Below are 23,328 nucleotides of genomic sequence, written 5' to 3' on the forward strand. Positions count from 1 at the left end.
GCGCGCGATATGACAGTGCATCGCGCCCATCAGGCCATGGGTCCCGGACACGAGTTCGACACCATTCGCATGCTCATGGACCGGTGGGGCGATCTCGCGGTGGATATCGGCGACGACGCAGCCGTGCTGCCCGTGCGCGGTGATGCACTGCGTGTGGTGAGCACCGATGCGTGCGTGGAAGGCGCGCACTTCCGTCGTGAGTGGATCACGCCGTTTGACGTGGGCGTGCGCGCGACGGCTGCGGCGATCAGTGATATTGCCGCCATGGGGGCGCGCGTCGACGCCATTCTCGTGGCGCTCATTGTGCCCGAGGCGTGGCGTCCGCTGTTGGGTGATGTCGCCGACGGCATCGCGCAGGTGGTACGCGCCAGTGGAGCGCGTATTGTCGGCGGCAACCTCAGTCGCGGCGATGTGTTTGCCATCACCACGACGGCGATCGGCTCCGCCACACGCGTCGTGTCGCGTCATGGCGCCAAGCCGGGTGACGTGATGGTGGTCACCGGCGTATTGGGCGGGCCCGGCAACGCCACGCGCGCGCTGTATGCCGGCCAGACGCCGTCGCCGTGGGCGCGGTCGCGCTTCGTGGCCCCAGCGCCGCGACTGGCCGAGGGAGCCGCACTGGCGGCGGCCGGCGCGCATGCCATGCTGGACATTTCGGATGGACTGGTGGCCGACGCTCGGCACCTCGCCGCGGCCAGTGGCGTCCGAGTGCGAATCGATGCATCACAGGTCCCGACGGGCGAGGGAATCGACCCGTCGGCCGCACTCTCAAGCGGTGAAGAATACGAGCTGTTGGCGGCGCTGCCGCCGGAAGCGGCCAAACGGCTGCTGGCCGAGTGGCCGGGCCGCTTCTCGGTCCCCCTCACGGTCATTGGCGCAGTGACGTCGACGGAGGCGGGCGGGTCCGTGGCTGTCGAAATCAGCGACGGCGTCACGGATTCGAGGCCCAATACCGATCCACGCGTTGAATTCGACTCCGGTCACGATCACTTTTCGCGGTAATGCTTCGCACCGCGTATACCACCCTCGTTCTGTTCGTCGGCACCCTTGTGTTCGGCAGCCTTGTGCTGCTGGCGCAGTTGGTAGGCCTGGCCCGTGGGCCTGGCAGCGTGTACGAACGCGCCCAGATCCAATGGGGTCGCTGGCTGCTCCGTGCCGCCGGGGTGAAGGTCGTGCGCCACGGTGGCGATGATCTGCCGGTTGGTGCGCCGCACGTGTTCGTGGCCAATCACATCAGCTGGTTCGACATTCCCGTCACGCTCGACGCGCTGCCGCCGTACGGGTTCGTGGCCAAACGTGAACTGGAATCCGTGCCACTGTTCGGCGCCGCGGCGCGCGCGGCCGGTGTGATATACATCGATCGCGAGAATCTCAAGGCCGCCTTCACGGCCTACGAAGACGCCGCGTCGAAAATCCGCGCCGGACAGTCCGTGCTGGTATATCCCGAAGGCACGCGCGGCGAACGTTACGCCTTGCGCCCGTTCAAGAAGGGACCGTTTGTCCTCGCCATCGGTGCCGGCGTGCCCGTTGTTCCGGTGGTCATTCACGGCACCATCGCGGTCAATCCACGCGGCGAATATCGCGCGTCGCCTGGTGTCGTGCATGTGCATCTGCTCGATCCGATTCCCACGGAAGGTCTCACCTACGACGACCGGCAGGCGCTCGCCGAAAAGGTTCGCTTTCGTATGGCGGACGTGCTGCGTACTGTCTACGGTGTGGAGCCGGCGCTGGAATCCCGCCTGACCGCCCGTGCGGTTATCCCGACGCCCGAGCTGACCACGTAGTTCCGTCGTTCTTCATCGTCCTACACTCCTCTTTGCCACGACCTCGCTCATGTCCACTATCGTTTCCGTTTCGGCGCGCGAAATTCTCGACTCCCGCGGCAATCCCACTGTCGAAGTGGACGTGATTCTCGAAACCGGCAGCGCGGGACGCGCGGCGGTGCCCAGTGGCGCCAGCACGGGCGAGCGCGAAGCCGTCGAGCTGCGTGATGGTGACGCCACGCGCTACGGTGGCAAGGGTGTGCTGGGTGCCGTGAACAACGTGAACGGGGAAATTGCCGAGGCCCTTGAGGGGATGGATGCGACCGATCAGATCGCCATCGATCGGGCCATGATCGATCTGGACGGCACCGAGAACAAGGGGCGTCTTGGCGCCAATGCGATACTCGGCGTGTCCATGGCCGTAGCCCGCGCCGGCGCGATGGAAGTCGGCCTGCCACTCTATCGCTATCTCGGCGGACCGATGGCGCGCACCATGCCCGTGCCCATGATGAACATCCTGAATGGCGGCGCGCACGCCACCAACACCGTCGACTTCCAGGAGTTCATGATTGTGCCCGTGGGCGCCGATTCATTCGCCGACGCGCTGCGCATGGGATCGGAAGTATTTCACGCGCTCAAGAAGGTGCTGGTGGCGCGCAAGCTCAGCACCGGTGTGGGCGACGAAGGCGGATTCGCGCCCAATCTGGCCAGCGACGAAGATGCGCTCAAGATCATCATCGAAGCCATCGAGTCGGCCGGCTTCCGCCCCGGCACCGACATCGCGTTGGCGTTGGATGTGGCCGCCAGTGAGCTGTACCGCAACGGCGAGTATCGCTTTCACAAGAGTGGCGGTGCCGCGCGCAGTCCGAAAGCGATGGTCGATCTCTACGAAGGGTGGCTGACCGAGTATCCCATCGTGTCCATCGAAGACGGCATGGCCGAGAACGATTGGGATGGCTGGAAGCAGCTCACGGAGCGCATCGGTGACCGGTGTCAGTTGGTGGGTGACGATCTGTTCTGCACCAACAGCGAAATCCTCGCCAAGGGCATCGAGAACCAGATTGCCAATGCCATTCTCATCAAGGTGAACCAGATCGGGACACTCACCGAAACGCTGGAAGCGATGGAGCTGGCCAAGGCCGCCGGTTACAACTCCATCATCTCGCATCGTTCGGGTGAAACGGAAGACACGTTCATTGCCGACTTGGCCGTGGCCACGCAGGCCGGACAAATCAAGACCGGTGCACCGTCGCGCAGCGATCGGGTGGCCAAGTACAACCAGCTGTTGCGCATCGAGGAGCAGCTCGAGGACTACTCCGAGTATCCCGGCGGCGCGCTGTTTGGGTTGTAACTCAGAACTCAGTACCTAGTACTCAGTACCTGGTACTAGGTACCAGGTACTTGGTTCTAGGTATTAGGTACTTGGTTCTACTTCCTTCCCCCTCTCATGGCTTCCAAACCCCGCCCCCTTCTCGTTCGTCGCCTCGCCTGGGGCGCCGGTATTGTCGCGGCGGTGTGGTTCACGCTGGGAGGCGGTGAATACGGGACGCTCGACCTGTGGCAACAGCGGGGGCGCCGTGCGGCGCTGGACGCCGAGGTCGCGCAGCTCAGACTGGACGTGGATTCGCTGCAGCGGGAGCTCAAGGCCTTCCGGACCGACGACGCCAAGCTGGAACGATTGGCGCGCGAGAAGTACGGGATGGTGAAGGGCGGGAAGGAGCTGCTGTACTGGGTGGGAAACGGAACCAAGCCAACCGGCGATTCGGCGGCTTTGGCGGCTGATTCTTCGGGGAAACGACCGCCCTGAGGGGTTGACCTATCGGCTCGCCCCACTAGGTTCCGCAGACTGACGCGGGGTGGAGCAGCCTGGTAGCTCGTCGGGCTCATAACCCGAAGGTCGCGGGTTCAAATCCCGCCCCCGCCATAGTGAAGTCTGAAGGAGTAATCGCAACGGCCGGTCCTACCAGGGCCGGCCGTTTGCGTCGGTGCCCGCCGGTGGGCACCGTGTGGGGCAGGGTAGCTCAGCTGGTCAGAGCGCACGACTCATAATCGTGAGGTCGGGGGTTCGAGCCCCCCCCCTGCTACTTAGCTAAAACATTGACAAGTAAGCATGCCACGAAGGCAAAGTTGGCGTCGCGGTGCACCGGACTTGGAACCCGTCGGACGCAAACGGCGGTCACCTTCTGGATCGATCGGGGCCATCGGCGCGCGACCTGTCAATCGCGTTGAACAGCAGGTCGGTTCGCACGCCAACGACCGTCCGCAGTGACTTACTGTGCTCAATGAATATCGCCACCAGTCGAGGCGGCGCCACGTTGCCGATGTCGACGATTCCGGGGAGTGAGAACATGCCGCCGCCACTCACACCATTGAGACTGCGCGGCGTCTTCACTCCGTCGCCGATCCACACATCGTCGTGAGGGAAGTCGACCACCAAATGCGTGCGCGGATCGACCTTGGCACGGGCATACGCGTCGTCCGCGCTGGACAGGCCGGTAAACGGCACCTTTTCTGGGTGCGTTCGACGCTCGGACGCGACGTAGTTCGTTCCATTGAGCGGATACCCGACGGTGACCACCGGCATTCCTCGTCCGTTCGTCCGGAGGAATGATCCGCCAACACTGGTCGCAGTGGCATCCAGAAACGTGCAGTTGTCGAGTGTTTCGGCCGTCTCAGCGTCGATTTCCGTGAATGCCAAATCGAAGGCGTCCGGGCGCAAGTTGGAGTCGGCCCCGACGAGACTGATCCATGGTGAACGAATCTCCTGCCACTTTGTGTCCGTGCCGATGTGCACAAAACGATCAGTGTGACTTGCCACGGCGTGATCCGCAGTCACCAGATAGCGGCGTCCGCGATGCCAGAGTAACACGCAGGATCCCGTTCCCTCCATCCCTCGGAGGCTCTCGGGGACAACCCCCAACGGCCTTACGCTCTGGATGAGCCGCGCTTCGTGCACCTTCCACCGCGCTTCGCAGTGGTCAAAGAATTCCTTCTCGTTCGAGAGGGGCCACATACGTTCGCGCCCTCAGAAGGTCCAGGCCCAGTGCACGAAGCGGACGAGTGCGAAGAGGGCGCCGAGAATCAGGACGAGACACGCGATGATGACGCCACCCAGCACCGTCTTGGTCTCTGCAGACTCATCGCTGCCACCACCGAAGTAGGCCACCACTCGGCCGATCACCCAGGCAGAAAAATAGAGTGCCATGCCGATGACGCAGACGACGATGAGCCATGGCTTCCACTCGTCGGGAATTCTCATTTCACCCTGCCAACGCTGAGGGAAGTCACGATTGTGCGAACCGCCATAACATGGCAGGAACCGACGCGTTCTGCAGGCGGCTGCGAGCGCGTTGCCACGATGACGGATGCCGTGCGCGGCGCCGACGGTGCTGGGGATGCGGTGCGGTGCCGTTGGCGAACTCCGGCACCGGGCGGCTTGGCTCCAAATCCAATTCGCAGGGCATCGGCGCGCGTCGAGCGAATGGCGCCCAGACCGTTCGGGCGTTTGCACCTGCTTGTGTCCCTGTGGCGTCGCGATCATCACGAGTGAGGCGCCGCCCAAGGCCGCCGCGCTTCAGAATCCCTCGAACGTGAGATCCGTGAGTTCCGCGATCTCGTCGATGGTTGTCTCGTCAACGCCTTCTGGTACGTCGATGTCCATCGCACCATGGCGCGCGCACCGGCAAGCGCAAAGTCGAATCGGCGCCAATTGGAAGCGAAATCGGCCGGATTTGGTCGGAATCTGGTTAAATAAGGGCGACGAACGGCGATTTCTGTAATGTGAAACTCGGTCTGCGGGTCTCCGCATTGAAAATCAGTGAAGAACCTACGAGGCAGGGGGGTGCCCCTAACGAACTTCCCCGAGGAGCGACAAGATAGCCATCCCAATCAAGGCCTCATGCCCCACGGTCGAATTGCGGTGAAATGCGTCAGCTGCTCCGGGGAAAGAGCTTGATCGAATCACGTCATCCCTAATTCCATGCTGCGTCTTAGTACGGCAGGGGCGAGAATGAGATTTGCAACACTGTTGAGTCTGCTAGCCTTTTGTGCCTGCGGAGGAGGGAACGGCGATAGCACAACGCCGAGCCCTGTACTTTCTGTGCTCACAATTGATCTACAATCGAACTCAATACCCGTGGGTACGTCATCGACAGCGACGGCTTATGGACGCGATCAGAATGGTGCATCGATTGCCACGGGCGTGGTGGCGTGGTCTGCATTGCCAGCGACCGTGGCTTCTGTGAGCGCTGGCGGAGTCGTCACGGGATTGAGTGTCGGGACGGCCGTGATTACTGCGTCTGTTAGAGAGCTGAGCGCGTCGGTTGGCGTCGCCGTCACGCCTGCGCCGATCGCAACTATCGCGGTTTCGTTCGCCTCTCCGTCCATCACGGTGGGAACAACCACAAACGCAACGGCCGTCGCTCGCGATGCGGGAGGAAGCACCCGATCCGGACGAGTATTTGCGTGGAGTTCGGCGAACACCGCGGTAGCCACTGTGAACATCGTAACAGGTGTCATCAACGCTGTTGGACCAGGGGTTGCCAACATCTCGGCGAGCAGCGAAGGGCGGGTGGGGTTGGCCACGCTCACGGTGTCCCCCGTACCTGTGGCGACGGTCGCGGTGGTTGTCGGAACCAATCCGCTTGATGAAGGCCTTAGCACCCTCGCATCAGCGATCGCACGCGACGCGGGAGGGAATGTCCTGTCGGGTCGAACGGTAACCTTTACCAGCAGTGATCCCACAGTTGCATCCGTGCACCCCGCGAGCGGCGAGATCATTGGCGTGACGGCCGGCACGACTACGATCACGGCGCAATGCGAAGGTCGCAGTGGCACTGTCCCACTCGTCGTGCGGCCCGTGGCAACGCGCCTGGTCGTCGCAACCGCGCCGTCGGGCGACTCACCTTCTCGACAGACGCTGGCGATTCAACCGCGAGTTCAACTCACAAGCAGAACCGGTTTGCAAGTGCCACAGTCTGGAGTACCCCATGACAGCCTCAATCACGCTCGCAACACTGTCGGGAACAACAACTGTTTTCACGGACGCCGCAGGGATCGCGCAGTTTGCGACTCTTGCCGTGGGGTGGGAGGGTGGGCGACAAGACGATGACCTTCACGGCCACCGGGCTGTCGGGTGCCAGTGCGAATGTCACACTCACAGCGGGCTTGCCTACGTCTATCACTGTCGTCGCGGGGAACAGTCAAACCGCGACGATTGGCACGGCGGTGCCGGTTGCACCGTCCGTTCGAGTAACAGATCTCGACGCCAACTTCGTGACGGACCGACTCGTCACCTTCGCGGTCACGGGAGGTGGAGGTTCGCTCACTGGAGCGAATCAGTTCACAGATGATGTGGGTGTAGCGCGCGTCGGGACATGGATACTTGGGACGACCACAAGCGGAAACGCCATGACCGCAAACGTCGGCTCGCTTGCGGGGCCTGCGTCACTGTTCACCGCGACGGGGACGGGGCGCCCGGCGTCCTGCGGGGTGACCGTGTTCATGACCGTCGACATTATGACGGCTGCTACACTCTCTGCGAGTCCATGCTTACTACAAAACGCTCCAACCTTTATGATCGGCGGCAATCCGTTCTTCGGATCTCAGGGAGGCGGCACGTACTTCTATGATCGCTACCTAATCGACATCCCCGCTGGGGCGATTGTGCGGTTTGAGGTGACAGAGTCGTTCAGCAACAACGGGTTCGGGTACTTCGCCGCGTACATGGAGTCTGGAGCCTTTGTTGCCTACGAAGCCGGGTTCGGTGCGCTGACTGTGAACAACAACTCTGCAGCGGTTCGGCGATACCAGATCATCCTCACGGCCTCAGGCTCCGGAGTCACCGGTGCCTACACGATGTTGCCAAGGAGGATTCTGTGAGCGTGCGCCCTTCATAAGCTACGATTGGCGCCAAGTCGCATGCGAAGATTGATAGTAGTTCTGAATCGAAGACTGGACCTCCACCTCGACATTTTTGCAAACCCTTCCCACCACCTTCCGCGCGCTCACCCCCTCGCGGCGGGGCGCTTACAGGGACGCCAGCTGCCATGGAGCTCGGAGATTTAGGTCTGCACAGCGCGTGAGTCATCGACCATCAATACGGACGACTGGTCGATCACCGACCACCGGGTCGCGACCGTCCGGGAGTGGTTCACCGGAATGTTCGGGGAGAGACCGAGCGCGCGCATTCTGCCCTGTGCTTTCGATCAGGGTTTGTCGTGGCGGGGTTTTCGCTGCGAGAGAAACCGCACAGCGGGTGCGGCAAGCACGGCTCGCCACGGCACCAACTCGACGCTAAGTTCGCTCGCGCCACCTGTTTCCTTCACCTGAGGCCCGTACATGCAGCACTCCTTGCCCTGGCGCGTCGGTGTGGTGCTCGCACTGTTCGCGCCACTCGCGAACGCGCAAACGCCGCCTGCGGCGCCAAAACCAGCGGCCGCCACCGCCGCCGCGCCCCAGCCGGCCTACTCGGCCGGCGCGCTCTCCCTCCCCAACGCCGATCCGTTTCCCAGCACCTACGTGCGCCCAACCGCGCGCCCGCTGGTGATTCGCAACGTCAACATCTTCACCGGTGCGGGCCCGCTGATTCGCGGTGGCGCAATCGCCGTGCAGGACGGGAAGATCATCGCCGTCGGTGCCACAGTCACCACGCCGCCAAACGCCGAAGTGATTGACGGCAACGGCCGCTATGTCACGCCGGGGCTCATCGACACGCATTCGCATCTCGGCGTCTATCCGGCACCGGGTACCGCGGCGCATCAGGATGGCAACGAGGGCACCAGTCCGAATACGGCGCAGGTGTGGGCCGAACACAGCGTGTGGCCGCAGGATCCGCAGTTCCCGCGTGATCTGGCCGGCGGCGTCACTACGCTGCAGGTGCTGCCGGGTTCAGCCAACCTGTTCGGCGGTCGGTCGGTGGTGTTGAAAGTGGTGCCGTCGCGTTCGGCCCAGGGCATGAAGTTCCCCGGTGCCAAATACGGACTCAAGATGGCCTGCGGAGAAAACCCCAAGCGCGTGTATGCGCAACGCGGACCGGCCACCCGCATGGGCAACGTGGCCGGCTACCGCGCCGCCTGGATTGCCGCCGATCAGTATCGGCGCAAGTGGGATGCGTGGCTGTTGAAGCGCGAAGGCGAGGCACCGGCGCGTGACCTGGCGAATGAAACGCTGGCCGAAGTGCTGCGTGGCAATATTCTTGTGCACAATCACTGCTATCAAGCCGACGAGATGATGCAGATGATCGACATTGCCAAGGAGTTCGGCTACAGCATTCGCTCGTTCCACCATGGTGTTGAGGCGTACAAGATTGCCGACGTGCTGGCCCGTGAGGGCATCTCGGGGTCGCTCTGGAGCGACTGGGGCGGCTTCAAGATGGAAGCGCTGGACGGCGTACGCGCCAACCTCGCGTTGGTGAATGCGGCGGGCGCGCGTGCCATCGTGCATTCCGACGATGCCAGCGGCTCGCAGCGACTCAATCAGGAAGCCGCCAAGGCCATGGCGGCCGGTCGCGCGGCGGGCGTCACGGTCAGTGAGGAAGATGCCGTGAGATGGATCACGGCCAATCCCGCGTGGGCGCTTGGCCTGGACGATCGCATCGGAACGTTGGAAGTCGGCAAGAACGCCGACCTGGTGCTGTGGAACCGCAATCCGCTCAGCGTCTACGCGCGCGCCGATCGGGTGTGGATTGACGGAGCGTCGCGTTTCGACCGGGCCGATCCCGCACAGCAATGGCGCACGGACTTCGAACTTGGCTTCGTACCCCGGAACGACGGGAGGAACAAGTGATGCGCACCACCTTCATGCAATCCGCGCGCATCGCGTGTGTAAGTCTCGCCTGCGCCTCTGCGACGACGCTGTCCGCGCAAACGATCGCGATCACGGGCGGCACCGTGTATCCCGCCGTTGGTCCAAGAATCGACAACGGCACTGTCATTGTGCGTGATGGCAAGATTGTCGCGGTCGGCGCCAATCTTGCGGTCCCAACGGGCGCGACGCGCGTGGATGCCACGGGCAAGTGGGTCACGCCAGGTCTGGTCAATGCGTTCACCACCCTTGGCCTCAGTGAGTCGGGAGGGCCGCAGTTCTCCGGCGGATACAACGACACGCAAGCCCAGGTCACCGACGGCATCAGCGCCTCCTTTGAAGCGGCTGACGGGGTGAACCCGGCGTCGACGATGTTCCGGCCATCCACATCGGACGGCATAACAACAGTGGGCGTCTGGCCCAGCGGCAATTGGGTGTCAGGTCGCGGCGCGGTCATGGACCTGACGGGCAACACAGTCAGTCAGATGGTCGTCAAGCGCGGCGTGGGCATGCTGCTCAATTTCGATGCTGGCGCGGCCAACGCGGGCGCGCGCGCGGCGATGTTCGGCCGGCTGCGAGAACTTCTGGTTGACGTGAAGCAGTACGCGCTGCGGAAAGCCGAGTACGAAGGTAACCGCACGCGGGCCTTCGCCGCAAAGTCGTCCCAACTCGAAGCGTTGTTGCCAGTCGCTCGCGGTACCATGCCGTTGTTCGTGGTCGCCGAGCGCGCCAGCGACATTCGTGCGGCAGTGGGCATTGCCAAGGAGTTTGCTCTGCGATTGGTGATCGTTGGCGGCGCGGAAGCCTGGATGGTGGCGGGCGAGCTTGCGACGGCAAAGGTGCCGGTGATGGTGGGGGCACTGAATAACATCCCGGAAACGTTTGACGCGTTGGGACAACGACAGGAAAACGCTTCGCTGCTGCGTGCCGCCGGTGTGGCCGTCACGCTGATTGGCAACGGTCCGGGCGACCCCCTGTCGTTCAACGTGCGCAACGTGCGTCAGGAAGCCGGGAATGCTGTGGCGTACGGCATGTCGTGGGATGATGCACTGCGCGCCATCACCGCGGCGCCCGCCGAGGCGCTGGGCGTGGCCGACCGAGTGGGCGCACTGGCGGTGGGCCGCGAAGCCAACATCGTGGTATGGGATGGCGATCCATTCGAATTCACCACGCGCGCCACGCACGTGTACATCCGCGGGGTACTGCAGACGGGTTTGTCGCGTGAGGACGAGCTGACGGCACGCTATCGGAAACTGCCGCCGGGCTGATTGTGATGCCGCAAGAACATTGAACCGCGAAGTACGCCAAGTTCGCCAAGGTGCGCGCCAAGACACTTCGCGTACTTCGCGTACTTCGCGGTTCAATCGTTGCCGCGTTGCCGTACGCTCTGAGGTCTCCTCGCCGTCACCAATACCTCATCAGCAAACAACCACGCCGGCTGCCCCGCACCAGGATGGCCGGCCGGCAATGGTCCAGCAGACCGCGCCTGAACGCGAATAAATCGCACGCGCCGTCCGGATGGCACCGCCACAGCAAACGGCTGACGAACGGCGCCTTCGCGACTGACCGGCACGTCATGCCGGGCGATCAACGGCGCCGACCATTCCACACCGTCAAGCGAAAACGAAAACGCCACCGTAGCCGGCAGCACAATCCACGACCGCACATTCTGCAGGAAATCCACCTGTAAGCGCGCGACATCCGTGGGCACGGCCAGTTCAAGGGTGACGTCCACATCGGGTACCCACCACCCCTGCCACAGCCCGTCACCATGCTCGGTACTGCCCAGCAACCCGTCGGCGAGACTCCAGGGCCCGGTGCCGGGATAGCGCGCATCAACGGCGGGCGTCGTACGCACTCGCGCGCCGATGCCATTGTGCCGCACCATCGTCACGCGTCGCTCTTCCAGCACCGGACGCGCGCCCCAGAACGCCTGCAAGCGCACAGTTCTTGCCGCGGCCAACGTCGCTCCATCCACATAGCGTCGTGATGCGGACGTTGGCCGACTCCCGTCGGTTGTACCACGCATGACAATGCCATCGGCAAGCGACCGGACTGACAGCATCGGGCGGCGCGCGATCGAGTCGTACCGTACCGCCACCGATGCGATCGACTGGTCGGCAGGACCCACCGCATAGCCGGCGGAACGAAGCGCCGGTACATGCGACACCTCCAGTCGCCGTTGCAGGTTGCCCACATCGCGCGACGGGCCACTCCACAGCACCTCGGCGAACGCCAGCAATCGCGGCAACGCCATCAGTTCGAGATTGGCACCCGACACAATGTGCTCGCTCCACAACGGCACCTCTCCGCCGCGCACACGTGCTGCCTGCTCCTTGCCCAGCGCATGGGGCATGGGGTCGAATCCGTACACGCCCGCCACCGTCAGCTCAGCCGCCGAGCGATTGAGATACGTGAAGTCGCTGGGTGAAGCCACCACGTCGAATCCGCGCTCCACGGCCTTGCGTGTGTACAAGGAATCCCGCCACGACTGCACCATCCCGCCCGGTACGTACGGTCCGTCCAGCACTTCATCCCAGCCCATCACCGTGCGGCCGCGCTGCGCGACATGCGCGGCCACGCGACGCATGAACCAGCTCTGCAGCTCTTCCTCGTTGGCCAGACGCTCACGCGTCATCACGGCTTGACAGACCGCGCAGGCTTTCCAACGATCCTTGGGGACCTCGTCGCCGCCCAGATGAATTACCGGTGACGGGAAGAGATCCATCACTTCATCGAGGACGCCAAACAGGAACGTGAAGGTCTCTTCCTTGCCCGCGCAGTACACGTCGGCGAAGACACCCCACGTGGTGGGTACTTCGATGCGGGCGTCAGTGCAGCCAAGTTGTGGATAGGCCGCCAGCGCCGCCGAGGAATGCCCCGGCATCTCGATTTCCGGAACGATAGTGACGCCGCGATGGCGCGCGTACTCCACCAGCGAGCGAACCTGCGCTTGGGTGTAGAAGCCGCCGTAGCGAGAACCATCGGCTTCTCGCCGCCAGGCGCCCACACTGGTGAGGCGCGGATAGCGCTTGATCTCGATGCGCCAACCCTGATCGTCGGTAAGGTGCCAGTGGAGCGTGTTCATCTTGTAGCGCGACAGCAGGTCGATGTGCCGTTCGATGTCGCGTACCGGCAGAAAATGACGCCCCACATCCACCATCGATCCACGCCAGCCGAATCGCGGAGCATCGCTGATGCGCACGGCGGCGATCGACCATGAGGTCGCGCCTCGGCCGACCGATGGTTCAAGGAGTTGCAGGAGAGTTTGCGCACCCCATCGTGCTCCGGCCGCGGAAGCGCCGCGAATGAACACGGACTGTGCGCCCGCCTCCAACTCGTACGCCTCGGCGTTGGCGGATGCGAGCAGGGTATCGAGATGAATGCCGTCGAGACGTCCAGTGCCTTCACGCACGACACGCGTCGTCAGACCGGTCTTACGAGAAAGCTCGGTGGCCAGCAGTTCGGCGACTTCGCGCATCGCACCGGTACCCGACGGGATCACAATCCGCACCGTGTCGGGCAACACGAATGGTGACCCTGACATCAGCTCCGCACGCAGCGGACGTGGCAGCAGGTTCGCCGCTGCGCTCTGCGCCGCTGCGCTCTGCGCATCGGCACGGTTTCCCGCGATTAGTCCCGCGGCGACTACGAGCCAGCGTGCCCAGCCGACGAAATGCCCACGATTCAGCACCGTGGCGGAACCTCCGCGCGCGGCAGCGTCAACGGCGCAATCTGATGACGCGATAGAATGGCGTTGGCCACCGGTACGTCACGCTGCACCAGGCGCTGCCACGACGTGTGGGCGGTGGCAAGATCGCGGCAGGTCGCCGTAAATGCGGCGCGCATGGAAGGAGTCGGCGCAAAGTCCGCATTGTCCTGAGCGGTCAACTGGCTGGCCAACGCGCCATTCAGACTACGGAACGTCACGCGTGCCGTTTCGCTGCCCACTGCCGCATCCAATGCGGCACGAAGTGTGGCAATAGCCGCAGTCACTTCGGTATTCGCACCGGAGGTTTGCGACAGCGCCGTACGCAACGCGGTCACTTGTTGTTGTGCGTCCCAGGCGGCGCGCATCCCGGCCGTGATCTGCATCATCAGGTCATGCTGCGCCGCCAGCGCCGCTGGCGTCGCGGTGGAACGCGGGTCGTTGCGCACTGTCACGGTCTGCGACATGGGCGTGCCACCGATCGTCAGCCGCACCGTGTACACCCCAGGCGGCGCCAGTGCGCCTTCCGGTGTGGCGGGCGTCAATCCCGGAGTAGCGTTGATTTCAAAGCTGTGCGAGAACGCGGGCGGCGCATCGTATCGCAAATCCCAGTTCACGCGGTGCATGCCGACACTTGTTGGCAAAGCGGTAGGCGGCGCCACCCAGAAGTTCGGATGCGGAGGCCTGGCGGCTTCCGGTACCGGCGCCGACAACACACTCGTGAGATGTCGCACGACGGCCCCACTCGCGTTCAGGATATCAACCGCAATCGTACCCGACGGCGACGCGCCCAGCCAATAGTCGATGATTACACCATCCAGCGGATTCACCGCGTGCGGGATTTCCGGCGGCAACGGCGTATCGTCGTTCACGTTGCGGCGCACTCGCGTGGTGAGCCCAGGCGCGAAGAGGTGCGCGGGCTTGGCCGCGATGGTTGAGTTGACCTGACGCAGCATCGAGATGTCGTCAATTACCCACAGTCCGCGACCATGCGTGGCCACCAGCAGGTCATTCCCCTTGATCAGCAGGTCGCGCGCGGGGCTATTGGGCAGATTCATCGCCAGCGACTGCCATAGGTCGCCATCATTGAACGACACATAGACACTGCTTTCGGTCCCGGCAAACAACAGTCCGGCCTTCTTGGGATCGGCGCGTATCACCCGGGCAAAGCTGCCACTGGGCTCATCCGCGGGGAGGCCGGTGACAATCTTCGTCCACGTCTTGCCGAAGTCGCGCGTGCGGAAGAAGTACGGCGTGTGCTCGCCGATCCGCAGGTACTCCACTGCGACATAGGCCGTGCCTGCGGCATGGGGCGACGCATCGATCGCCGAGATCATGGCGCGGCGTGGACTCGGGATGTTGGGAATGCTCACATCGGTCCATGTGGCGCCACCATTGCGGGTCACGTGAATGAGCCCGTTGTTGGTGCCCGCCCAGATCACGCCGGGCGCCGCCGGCGACGCGGCCAGCGATTCAATCGCGCCGCGTCCGCCCAGCGTGTTCGCCGCAGTGGCCGAATCCATGCCGGCCGGGATGGCCAACTCGGGGCTGATACGCGTCCAGTGCGCACCGCCGTCCACCGTACTCGCCACAAAGTTGAGTCCCACCAGCAACTGACGTGAATTCCACGGCGCCCACACCAGCGGCTGCGATGAGGTGGTGCGTGCCTTGGCGGCCGGGTCGATGGCCGGACTCACATTGATGCGCTGTTCACTGGGATAGCTCATGCGCACCAGACCGTTGCCACTGGCAAACACATTCTGTGGATTGAGCGGATCGGCGACGATGGTGCCCCATTCCCAGCCGTTGACTGAGTTCCAATCAAACATGGTGACGGCGCCGTAGTTGCCCCGGATGCGCGTGCGAATGGCGCCGGCGTCCTGTTGCGTGGCGTACACCCAGTACGGGAACGAGTTGTCGGCCGACAGATGGTAGAGCTGTTCGGTGGACTGGTTATACCAGGAACTCCACGTCGCGCCGCCGTCCAGTGACACCGTCGCGCCTTGGTCAAGCCCCATGAAGATGCGCTGGCCGTTCGTGGGATCAATCCACATCTGCTGCGGATCGTCGCCGCCTGGGGCCCCCTTCATGCCGGTGAATGTCTTGCCACCATCCGTGGACTTGTATGCGGCGGTGTTGATGGTGTACACCAGATCCGGATTCTTCGGGTCGACATACACGCCGCAGCTGTAGCCACCCTGTCCATTGTGAATGCGGTCGTCATCGGCGGCCATGCGCTGCCAGGTGGTGCCACCGTTGTCCGAACGATACAGCGCGCTGTTGGTGATGAGGTACACGCGCTGCGCGTTGGTGCCCATGGCGATGGCCACCGACATCCGACCGTCATGCCGTGGCAGGCCGCCGCCAACGATCTCCTTCCATGTGACGCCCCCGTCCAGCGACTTGTACAGTGATGCACTGGTGCGCCCGGTATCGGGCAGCGGACGCGCGGCCACACTGAACTGCCACGAGCGATACGATCCCACCGCATAGCCCGGCGGCGCGTAGTGGCGCGTGGACGTGGCAAACACCACGTCCGGCGTGTCGTAGGCGCGCGACACTTTGGTGACGCCCGTTTCGTTGTCGATGAACAAGGTCTTGGCCCACGTTCGCCCGCCATCGGTGCTGCGATACACGCCGCGCATGTCGCTGTGATTCACATGGTCGCCCAGCGCGCCTACCAGCAAAACATCGGGCGATCTCGGATCCACGGAAATCGTCTGGATATGTCGGGTGCCTTCGAGTCCGAGCGAGGTCCAGGTGGCACCGGCATCCGTGGACTTGTACACCCCGTTGCCCTGATCCAGCGTGCCACCGGTGATCATGTCGCCCGTGCCCACGTACACCACATTGGGGTCTGATGGAGCGACCTCCACGGCGCCTACCGACGACACGGTCTTGATCGCGTCGAACACTGGGAACCAGGTCTGACCGGCACTGGTGGTCTTCCACAGCCCGCCGCCCGGGTAGCCAGCGTAGAACACACCAGGCTGGCCAATCGCCCCAGACACCGCGCCCACTCGTCCGGCGCGGAAGGGGCCAAGGTTGCGCCAGGTGAGGCCCGCGTAGAGTCGCGGATCGACAGTCGATGCGGACGGCTGGGCGGCCGCGGGAGCGGCCAGAGCGGCAAGGAGACACACCGGAACAACGAGCGGCCTGCTACCGATGACGAATGCGCGCTTCATGAAACACTTCCTCGATTGGGAGAACGCGCCGAGGTGAACAGGCGCGAACCTGAACTGACTCCGAACTGAAGAAGGTACCACCGGAAAGCGAGTGTGGTGTCGCGGGAATCCATCGCGACAATCCGATGGTTCGGCTCCGATGCGTCGCGACCGGCCGCTGCCGGGAGAGGGTGGAGCGTTGAGAGTCCGGAGGGGCGAGCAACCGAAGCGTCGAGCGTCAGAGGGGCGAGCCGGTGAGGGCAGGACGGAGTTCTCCCCTCGCCGGCTCACCCGTCACGCCCTCAACGCTTCCCTTGCTCACCCCTCCGGCCCCTCACCGCTCACACTCAGCCTTCAGTCAAGTCGCCTTGAATACACAGTCCTAGAAGTGCATCGCGTTCGCATGCTCCCACGCCCGCGACATCCCCGTCGTGGCCGGACTGGTCAACAGCTGACCCGGCTCCAGGTGCGGATAGATGTCCGCATAGCTGCGGATTTCCATGGCGCTCACCCGCTTCATGATGAACCACGGCTTGAGTTCCTGGGGCTGCTGCAGCCCGGTGGCGCCCAGCACCTCGAAGAAGCTCTTCACGGTCTCACGATGATAGCGGGCCACGCGCTGTGACTTGTCGCCCACATGCAGCCCCGCCACCAGTTCGGGGTTTTGCGTGGCCACGCCCGTAGGGCAGTGATTGCTGTTGCAGCGCAGCGCCTGAATGCACCCAATGGCAAACAGCATGGCCCGAGCGGCATTACACATGTCGGCGCCTAGCGCCACTTTGGTGGCCAGTGCAAATCCGGTGTTCACCTTGCCCGAGGCAATCACGCGAATGCGGTCGCGCAGGTTGACGCCCACCAGCGCATTGTGCACGAATGACAGGCCTTCATTGAGCGGCGTCCCCACCGAGTCGGAGAATTCCAACGGGGCCGCGCCGGTGCCGCCCTCACCACCATCCACCGTGATGAAGTCCGGCGTGATCCCGGTGTCCAGCATCGCCTTCACAATGCCCAGAAATTCATGTCGCTTGCCCACGCACAACTTGAATCCAATAGGCTTGCCACCCGACGCATCACGCAGGCGCTTGATGAACAGCAACAGCTCGGTCGGCGTGGAGAATGCCGTGTGGGCGGGAGGCGAGATGACATCCTCACCGGGCACGACACCGCGAATCTCGACAATCTCCGGCGTCAACTTGGCCGCCGGCAGGATGCCCCCGTGTCCCGGCTTGGCGCCTTGCGACAGCTTGATCTCCACCATCTTCACATTGGGCAGCACCGCCTTGTTGGCGAACTCGGTCTCATTGAATCGACCCTGCTTGTCGCGACAGCTGAAGTACCCGGTGCCAATCTGCCAGAAGAGATCGCCGCCCGGTTCCATGTGATACGGGCTCAGGCCACCCTCACCCGTGTTGTGCGCAAAGTTGCCAAGCCTGGCGCCCGTGTTGAGGGCCAGAATGGCGTTCTTGCTGAGCGATCCATAGCTCATGCTCGACACGTTGAAAATCGACGCCGAGTACGGCTGCAGGCAGTCCGGGCCACCTACGGTAACGCGCGCATGCGTGGGATCGGGATGCACGGGGGCCAGCGAGTGGTTGATCCATTCGTAGCCCGTGGCATACACGTCCTTCTGCGTCCCGAAGGGCAGGGTATCGAGTTCTCCCTTTGCCCGTTGATAGATCACCGAGCGATCGTTGCGACTGAACGGCTTGCCGTCGCTGTTCGACTCGATGAAATACTGGTTCACTTCGGGACGGATCATCTCCAGCAAGTATCGCGCATGCCCGATGAGCGGGAAGTTGCGCTTGATGGCCTGCTTGGTTTGCACCATGTCGGCCACCCCGCGCGCGACCAGCGGCAGGACCACGACGTAGGTCCACAATATCGGCGGCCACGCGAACGAGATTCCCGCCACGGCAAGCACCAGGGCGGCTGACACGACAATGAAGAGGGTACGCATGGAGTGATAGTATCGGCCCCCAGCGTGCGGAGTTGAGTCGTTAGCGACCCAGCCCCAACTTGGTCCACACCCACACCGCGCATTGGTACTGCAGCTTCGTCATCAAGGTCCCAGGTAGCTTGGTCGCGCGACTGTACACCTCCACGGCCGCCACGCTGAGCGGATCGAGCGTCTCGACCGCTTCAACGGTTGTCGGATGGCCGTCAATCCGAAAGTCCACCTGATCGCGGATGGCCGCGCACTGCCGCGGTGTACCGATGCCAAAGACCAGGTTCTTCAGTCCGCGCCCCCGGATGGCAACATTGGGCACCGTGCGCAACACCGAGGAGAGATCCGGATATCGCTTGATGTCGGTTGAATCGCGAACCACTCCCGATCCGGTGCGCCGCCGCTCCTCGAAGTCACGGATTCGCACCGACATCACGGTTGCCCTCACCGTGACCGCTTCGAGGGTCTGCGCCGTGCTCATGGGAACTGTCAACCGCACGGTGTCGCCGGCCATCAGGTTGATGAAGCTGGTGTACGGCTGCAGGCCAATGGACACGACGGTCACCTGTCTTGAACCCGCAGGGACATCGCGCACCATGAAACGGCCGTCCTCGCCGCTGCGGACCTCAGCCATGGTTTCCACGGCGATGGCGGCGTTGGCGATGGGCGCACCGGCCGCATTGGTCACCAGGCCGATCACCACGCCGGTTGGCGTCGCGGCTGTTGGCGCGACGGGCATACTGTCGCGCGCAACACCAGACCCCGTGACGGCGGGAGCCGCCACTACTCGCGAGACGAGCACGTCACGTCTCCGAACCCGCACGGTGGTGGCCTCCAGCTCAAGCGCGCTTACCGAAAGCGTATCCGCCGAATCCAGCGCTGCGCGCAACGTGAGCGGCGTGCCGGCAGGTACGCCGCACAACGCAAATTCTCCGCGGGCATCAGTGATGGATTGCCGACGCCAGCGCCGCTGCCCGATGCTGGCCAGCGAACTGCCGCCGCCCACCAGATCAATCCACGACACGTCAACCAGGGCACCCGCCTGCGCAAGCCCGCCAACCGCGTCGCGCACCGTGCCGTACACCAGGGCGCTGTCACGGGGGGCGGGCACCTCACCGCACGCCGCGCGCCACAGCGTTTCGAACGACGGCACGGCGAGAACAACCTTCGGTGTCTTCGGCTGCACCATCACGCGTGCCGACACGCCGGAAAGGCCGAGACTGTCAAACGCGGCATGCTGCATGGTGAACTGCTGTTGGCCCTCGGGCACGCTATCGAGCCGAAATCGTCCCTTCTCATCGCTGGTGGTGCTTCGACTGGTTCCAACAACGGAGATGAACGCATCGCGCAGCGGTCGTTTGGCCAGACTGTCGTAGGCCATGCCTTCCACTCGAGCGAGACGTGCGGTCGATTGCGCCGACGCGTACGATGCCGCCGCCGTCGCGGCACTGACGAGCGCCCACAGCGCAGTCAGCACGCGCCGCACATTCGGCCGGTGGATGCGTTTCATTTTCCGAGCGCCGCCTTGGTCCAGACGACTATGGTGCACTTGGCTGGAATGACCAGATCGGAGGGATACAGTCGACGATAGACTTCGACCACCGCGACCTCCCGGTTATCGATCAACGGGAGTTGATCGAGCAGCGCCGGGTGACCATCAAGCACGAGCCGGAACGAGGGGCAGACACGCCCCGCCGACAAGGCAAACCGCCCAGGAGTACCACGAACGTCGAGGAACGGGATCGTGGTGAGGGCGGTGTACATGGTCGCGTACTTCCCAACCTCGGTGGAATCACGGATGGTGCCAAGCCCAAGCCGCTTATGGTCCTCGATGGTGCGCTCGCGCATACCCACTATGGTATTGGCCTTCACCTTCACGGCTGACAGTGTCTGCACACTGGTCATCGGCACCACCAACTGCGCCGTGTCGCCCACGCGCACGTCAAACGTCACCACGTACGGCTGCATCCCGATCACCACCACAGCGGCCTGGCGAGTGCCGGGCGGTACGTGTCTCACCAAAAACCGACCGTTCTCACCTGTACGGACTTCCGGCATCGTGTCGATGGCCACCGCCGCATTCGACAGCGGCAGCCCTGCCGCGTTGGTGACAATGCCGCTCACGGTACCGGTGGACTGGTCCAACTCGCTGTCTGTTGGCGGCCGGGAACCGGTCGCGCGTCCCGGCACCGAATCAGCTGACCGAGCAAAGCCAACGCCGGTGCGTGTTGCCACCAGCAGGTCGAGCCGACGTACCCGCGACGCGATGGGTGTCAATTCGATTGACGTCACCGGCGCCGAATCGCGATGGGCCTGCAGCGTCAAGGCGGTATTCGCCGGTACACCGCACAAGGCATACTCGCCGCGTTCATCGGTGTTCGCGAGGCGGTGCCATCGTCGCTGACCAATGCTGGCCAGGGAATTCCCGCCGCCGACGAGATCCACCCACGACGCGTCTACCGTCGCACCTGCGATTTCGCGTTGTGTGCCAAGATCGCGCACCGTGCCGTACATCAACGCACTGTCCCGCGGCGCAGGGATCTCGCCGCACGCGGCGCGCCACAGCGTTCCGAACGACGGCACCGCGAGCACCACACGCGGCATGCCGCGCTGCACCAACACGCGCGAGGACATCCCCGACAGCCCGAGGCTGTCAAACGCCGCGTGTTGCATGGTGAACAGCTGCGGACCTTCCGGAACACTGTCCATGCGAAAGCGCCCCTTGTCATCAGTAGTGGCGGTTCTGCCGATCGCCACGATGGAGACAAAGGCCTGGCGCAAGGGCACTCTGGCCAGGCTGTCATAGGCGATGCCGTCAACGCGAAACAGGCGCGGCGCATCCTGTGCGTCGGCGCACGAAGCCGCGAAGGCCAGGCCACCAATGCTCGCCAGGCTCATCAGCGCGGTACGTCGAAGTCCAGCCAAGCGGCTAGGTGGCCGCGACACGCGTGCCGTGGATGAAGGCATCAGCATCAATCGTCTTGCCTCCCGTGCCTACGGCACGATCCCCGCCAGCGCTTGGCGGAAATGCACCCGTTGCCGCTCCCGCTGCGTTTCGTCAAACCATTCCAGTTTGTCCAGCATGGACAATGCGTCAGTGAGCGCGCGCCGGGCCGCGCCATTGTCGCGACGCGCCAGCAATCCATCGGCCAGCAGCGCGTAACCCAGCAGCTCTTCGGGGTACGCGGCGGTCATGCGTTGCCCGGCCACCACCGCCGAGTCAAGCGCACCGCGCGCCAAATATCCGCGCACCACCTCAGCCATCCACTTGGACGACGGTGCAACGCCAAATCCGACGCGTGCGCTGACCACGGCAAGCGCCTGGTCCAGCACGTTCCGCGGATCGCCACGGTGCCCGATCAGGCTGTCGGCCGCCGTGCGACCGAGCTCCCACATCGCGGTCGCAAACACGAATCGCAGTCCCGCCGGGATCGTGACGAAGGGCGTCTCGGTGTGGCCAAGCCCGTCACCGTTCACCCGCGTGACGCGCCAGCGCGAGTCGAGGGAATCGCGCACAAATCCTTCCAGGCGAACGACGCCGGCCAGGCTGCGCGACTCGAGACTGCCGGCGGACAATACCAACTGTCGCACGCGTGTCGGTACCTGCTCCGCCTGCTGGCGCAAACACGACGTCACCGCTTGGGCAACCGAATCAGATACTGACGGGCTGATTGCAATGGTCGACGAGAACTGCTGCGGAGCCCGACACAGTGCCAACAACGCAAACCGCCCTCCCAGCGAGTGCCCGATCAACGTGCGATAGGGCACCGTGCGATACTCCCGATCGACATAGGGCAGCAATTCGTCGGTGAGAAAGCGCAGGAACGCCACATCATTGCGCGAGAGGTCAACACTCCGGTCGCCCTGCTCAATCCCCACCACAATCTGCGGTGGCATGGCAAAGTCGCGCGCATCACCAACCAGATCGTAGCCAACCGCGGCCACGGCCAGATCGAAAAACGGCCGCGCCTGTCCATCCAGCAACACCACCACGGGATACCGTTGCCGGGCCAATCGATAGTTGGGCGGCACGCTGATGTGCACCACGCGCGTTTCGCCCAGCACCCTGGAGGGAAGGCGCACCACGCGCGCCTGCGCGCCAGCCGTGGAGGCGCTGAACCACGCAAGCGCCAGCACCAGTCGCTGAGCCAGCGAACGAGGCGCCACTATTTCTTGCGTGCCGCGATCCAGGCGGGCACGTTGGCCAGCAGCGGTTGGAATATCGTGTCGTCCAACGGCACGTCGGTCTTGATCTCCGAGTAGAGCTCTCGCTGGGCCATCCGGCCGCCCTGATAGAACACGATCTCGGACTCCACCCACCCCTGTCCCGCGCGCGCGTACTGCGCCACGCGTGTGTCGGCGATTCCCGCACCCGGACGCGCTTCCTTCTCGATGAGTCGCACCACGAGCTGCCGGTCGTTCTCAATCCAGAACTGCGACGATATCGAGTCGCCAACGCCAGCACCGATGACCGTGACCGGCCTCCCCATGTACGAATCGGTGCGCGACCGGGAGAGATCGATGCCCAATCCGACGACTTTGGCGATGGTCGTGGCCGGATCGTTTTCGGCAATGTCGGTGAACAGCACCATCAGCGGGTGCACGAACGGTCGACCCACCACGTTGCGGCCTGCGCGGCCCTGATACATCGAGTCACGTCGCACCAGCATCAACCGGGCGTTGGCGTCGCCCGGCGCGATGTCAATGCGCAGCAGACCGGGCGCCTTGAGCGACTCGTACCAGATTTCCTTTCGGCCATCGCCGAATTGCGTTTCCTGAACGAAGGTCAGCGTTTTGTAGGTCTTGCCGTGCCACCGGGCGTGGATGCTGCGGATGGCCGTTTCGCCAACGGATTGGGCCGCGACGGCAACCGGACCGGTCACCAATGCGATCGCGGTACCCAGCGACAGTGCCACGCGAATTCCAAGGCGGCGCCGTCGCACG

The 23,328-nt window shown here is 63.8% G+C and carries 17 protein-coding genes and 2 tRNA genes; 9 read left to right on the forward strand and 10 right to left on the reverse strand.

Annotation, left to right across the window (positions count from 1 at the left end; all coding sequences use genetic code 11):
* Window positions 1–9: 9 nt before the first annotated feature.
* The 6 genes from thiL (at window position 10) to IPP90_14080 (ending at window position 3,847) form a co-directional block, all read left to right on the forward strand.
* The gene (thiL, locus tag IPP90_14055; protein MBL0171818.1) at window positions 10–1,002 is read left to right on the forward strand and encodes a thiamine-phosphate kinase; all 993 of its coding nucleotides are present in this window, start codon (window positions 10–12) and stop codon (window positions 1,000–1,002) included.
* Window positions 1,002–1,784 (forward strand): 1-acyl-sn-glycerol-3-phosphate acyltransferase, encoded by a 783-nt coding sequence (locus tag IPP90_14060; GenBank protein MBL0171819.1) that lies wholly within the window; start codon window positions 1,002–1,004, stop codon window positions 1,782–1,784. Before thiL ends, IPP90_14060 begins: the two co-directional genes overlap by 1 nt.
* A 49-nt stretch (window positions 1,785–1,833) precedes the next feature.
* The gene (gene eno / locus IPP90_14065) at window positions 1,834–3,114 is read left to right on the forward strand and encodes a phosphopyruvate hydratase (GenBank protein ID MBL0171820.1); all 1,281 of its coding nucleotides are present in this window, start codon (window positions 1,834–1,836) and stop codon (window positions 3,112–3,114) included.
* 96 nt (window positions 3,115–3,210) lie between these two features.
* Window positions 3,211–3,570, forward strand: a complete 360-nt coding sequence (locus IPP90_14070; protein ID MBL0171821.1) for a septum formation initiator family protein — start codon at window positions 3,211–3,213, stop codon at window positions 3,568–3,570.
* Window positions 3,571–3,613: 43 nt separating this feature from the next.
* Window positions 3,614–3,687: transfer RNA gene (locus IPP90_14075), tRNA-Met, on the forward strand.
* A gap of 86 nt (window positions 3,688–3,773) precedes the next feature.
* Window positions 3,774–3,847, forward strand: a tRNA-Met gene (locus IPP90_14080).
* Window positions 3,848–3,939: 92 nt separating this feature from the next.
* On the opposite strand, the gene IPP90_14085 is transcribed toward IPP90_14080, so the two are convergent.
* The 3 genes from IPP90_14085 to IPP90_14095 all read right to left on the reverse strand — a co-directional run bounded on the left by IPP90_14085 (window position 3,940) and on the right by IPP90_14095 (window position 6,281).
* Complete coding sequence (locus IPP90_14085) at window positions 3,940–4,581, reverse strand: hypothetical protein (GenBank protein ID MBL0171822.1); 642 nt, start codon at window positions 4,579–4,581, stop codon at window positions 3,940–3,942.
* Window positions 4,582–4,788: 207 nt separating this feature from the next.
* A complete protein-coding gene (locus IPP90_14090) occupies window positions 4,789–5,022 on the reverse strand; it encodes a hypothetical protein (GenBank protein ID MBL0171823.1) in 234 nt (77 codons plus the stop codon).
* A gap of 914 nt (window positions 5,023–5,936) precedes the next feature.
* Window positions 5,937–6,281 (reverse strand): hypothetical protein, encoded by a 345-nt coding sequence (locus tag IPP90_14095; protein ID MBL0171824.1) that lies wholly within the window; start codon window positions 6,279–6,281, stop codon window positions 5,937–5,939.
* Window positions 6,282–6,869: 588 nt separating this feature from the next.
* On the opposite strand from IPP90_14095, the gene IPP90_14100 reads away from it, so the two are divergent.
* The 3 genes from IPP90_14100 to IPP90_14110 all read left to right on the forward strand — a co-directional run bounded on the left by IPP90_14100 (window position 6,870) and on the right by IPP90_14110 (window position 10,834).
* Window positions 6,870–7,643: a hypothetical protein gene (locus IPP90_14100; protein ID MBL0171825.1), complete on the forward strand. Its 774-nt coding sequence runs from the start codon at window positions 6,870–6,872 to the stop codon at window positions 7,641–7,643.
* Between the two features lie 459 nt (window positions 7,644–8,102).
* The gene (locus tag IPP90_14105) at window positions 8,103–9,548 is read left to right on the forward strand and encodes an amidohydrolase (protein MBL0171826.1); all 1,446 of its coding nucleotides are present in this window, start codon (window positions 8,103–8,105) and stop codon (window positions 9,546–9,548) included.
* Window positions 9,548–10,834, forward strand: a complete 1,287-nt coding sequence (locus tag IPP90_14110) for an amidohydrolase family protein (GenBank protein ID MBL0171827.1) — start codon at window positions 9,548–9,550, stop codon at window positions 10,832–10,834. Before IPP90_14105 ends, IPP90_14110 begins: the two co-directional genes overlap by 1 nt.
* 92 nt (window positions 10,835–10,926) lie before the next feature.
* Here IPP90_14110 and IPP90_14115 read toward each other — a convergent pair whose 3' ends face one another.
* The 7 genes from IPP90_14115 to IPP90_14145 all read right to left on the reverse strand — a co-directional run bounded on the left by IPP90_14115 (window position 10,927) and on the right by IPP90_14145 (window position 23,327).
* Window positions 10,927–13,260 carry a beta-N-acetylhexosaminidase gene (locus IPP90_14115; protein ID MBL0171828.1) on the reverse strand — a complete coding sequence of 778 codons (2,334 nt, stop codon included), beginning with the start codon at window positions 13,258–13,260 and terminating at the stop codon, window positions 10,927–10,929.
* Window positions 13,254–16,460 (reverse strand): hypothetical protein, encoded by a 3,207-nt coding sequence (locus IPP90_14120; protein MBL0171829.1) that lies wholly within the window; start codon window positions 16,458–16,460, stop codon window positions 13,254–13,256. Before IPP90_14120 ends, IPP90_14115 begins: the two co-directional genes overlap by 7 nt.
* 361 nt (window positions 16,461–16,821) lie before the next feature.
* Window positions 16,822–18,396, reverse strand: coding sequence for an FMN-binding glutamate synthase family protein (locus IPP90_14125; protein MBL0171830.1), 1,575 nt, complete (start codon window positions 18,394–18,396; stop codon window positions 16,822–16,824).
* Between the two features lie 40 nt (window positions 18,397–18,436).
* The gene (locus IPP90_14130; protein ID MBL0171831.1) at window positions 18,437–19,894 is read right to left on the reverse strand and encodes a carboxypeptidase regulatory-like domain-containing protein; all 1,458 of its coding nucleotides are present in this window, start codon (window positions 19,892–19,894) and stop codon (window positions 18,437–18,439) included.
* Window positions 19,891–21,282: a carboxypeptidase regulatory-like domain-containing protein gene (locus IPP90_14135; protein MBL0171832.1), complete on the reverse strand. Its 1,392-nt coding sequence runs from the start codon at window positions 21,280–21,282 to the stop codon at window positions 19,891–19,893. Before IPP90_14135 ends, IPP90_14130 begins: the two co-directional genes overlap by 4 nt.
* A 96-nt stretch (window positions 21,283–21,378) precedes the next feature.
* Window positions 21,379–22,551 (reverse strand): alpha/beta hydrolase, encoded by a 1,173-nt coding sequence (locus tag IPP90_14140; GenBank protein MBL0171833.1) that lies wholly within the window; start codon window positions 22,549–22,551, stop codon window positions 21,379–21,381.
* Window positions 22,551–23,327 carry a hypothetical protein gene (locus IPP90_14145; protein ID MBL0171834.1) on the reverse strand — a complete coding sequence of 259 codons (777 nt, stop codon included), beginning with the start codon at window positions 23,325–23,327 and terminating at the stop codon, window positions 22,551–22,553. Before IPP90_14145 ends, IPP90_14140 begins: the two co-directional genes overlap by 1 nt.
* Between the last annotated feature and the right edge of the window lies 1 nt (window position 23,328).

It is taken from the genome of Gemmatimonadaceae bacterium (assembly GCA_016720905.1).
GTDB lineage: Bacteria > Gemmatimonadota > Gemmatimonadetes > Gemmatimonadales > Gemmatimonadaceae > Gemmatimonas.

Bases quoted from the DNA above. Each gene is read 5' to 3' on its own strand.
- thiL (MBL0171818.1), top strand. From the start codon at position 10: ATGACAGTGCATCGCGCCCATCAGGCCATGGGTCCCGGACACGAGTTC.
- IPP90_14060 (MBL0171819.1), top strand. From the start codon at position 1,002: ATGCTTCGCACCGCGTATACCACCCTCGTTCTGTTCGTCGGCACCCTT.
- eno (MBL0171820.1), top strand. From the start codon at position 1,834: ATGTCCACTATCGTTTCCGTTTCGGCGCGCGAAATTCTCGACTCCCGC.
- IPP90_14070 (MBL0171821.1), top strand. From the start codon at position 3,211: ATGGCTTCCAAACCCCGCCCCCTTCTCGTTCGTCGCCTCGCCTGGGGC.
- IPP90_14090 (MBL0171823.1), bottom strand. From the start codon at position 5,022: ATGAGAATTCCCGACGAGTGGAAGCCATGGCTCATCGTCGTCTGCGTC.
- IPP90_14095 (MBL0171824.1), bottom strand. From the start codon at position 6,281: ATGACACCTGTTACGATGTTCACAGTGGCTACCGCGGTGTTCGCCGAA.
- IPP90_14100 (MBL0171825.1), top strand. From the start codon at position 6,870: ATGACCTTCACGGCCACCGGGCTGTCGGGTGCCAGTGCGAATGTCACA.
- IPP90_14105 (MBL0171826.1), top strand. From the start codon at position 8,103: ATGCAGCACTCCTTGCCCTGGCGCGTCGGTGTGGTGCTCGCACTGTTC.
- IPP90_14110 (MBL0171827.1), top strand. From the start codon at position 9,548: ATGCGCACCACCTTCATGCAATCCGCGCGCATCGCGTGTGTAAGTCTC.
- IPP90_14120 (MBL0171829.1), bottom strand. From the start codon at position 16,460: ATGAAGCGCGCATTCGTCATCGGTAGCAGGCCGCTCGTTGTTCCGGTG.
- IPP90_14125 (MBL0171830.1), bottom strand. From the start codon at position 18,396: ATGCGTACCCTCTTCATTGTCGTGTCAGCCGCCCTGGTGCTTGCCGTG.
- IPP90_14130 (MBL0171831.1), bottom strand. From the start codon at position 19,894: ATGAAACGCATCCACCGGCCGAATGTGCGGCGCGTGCTGACTGCGCTG.
- IPP90_14135 (MBL0171832.1), bottom strand. From the start codon at position 21,282: ATGAGCCTGGCGAGCATTGGTGGCCTGGCCTTCGCGGCTTCGTGCGCC.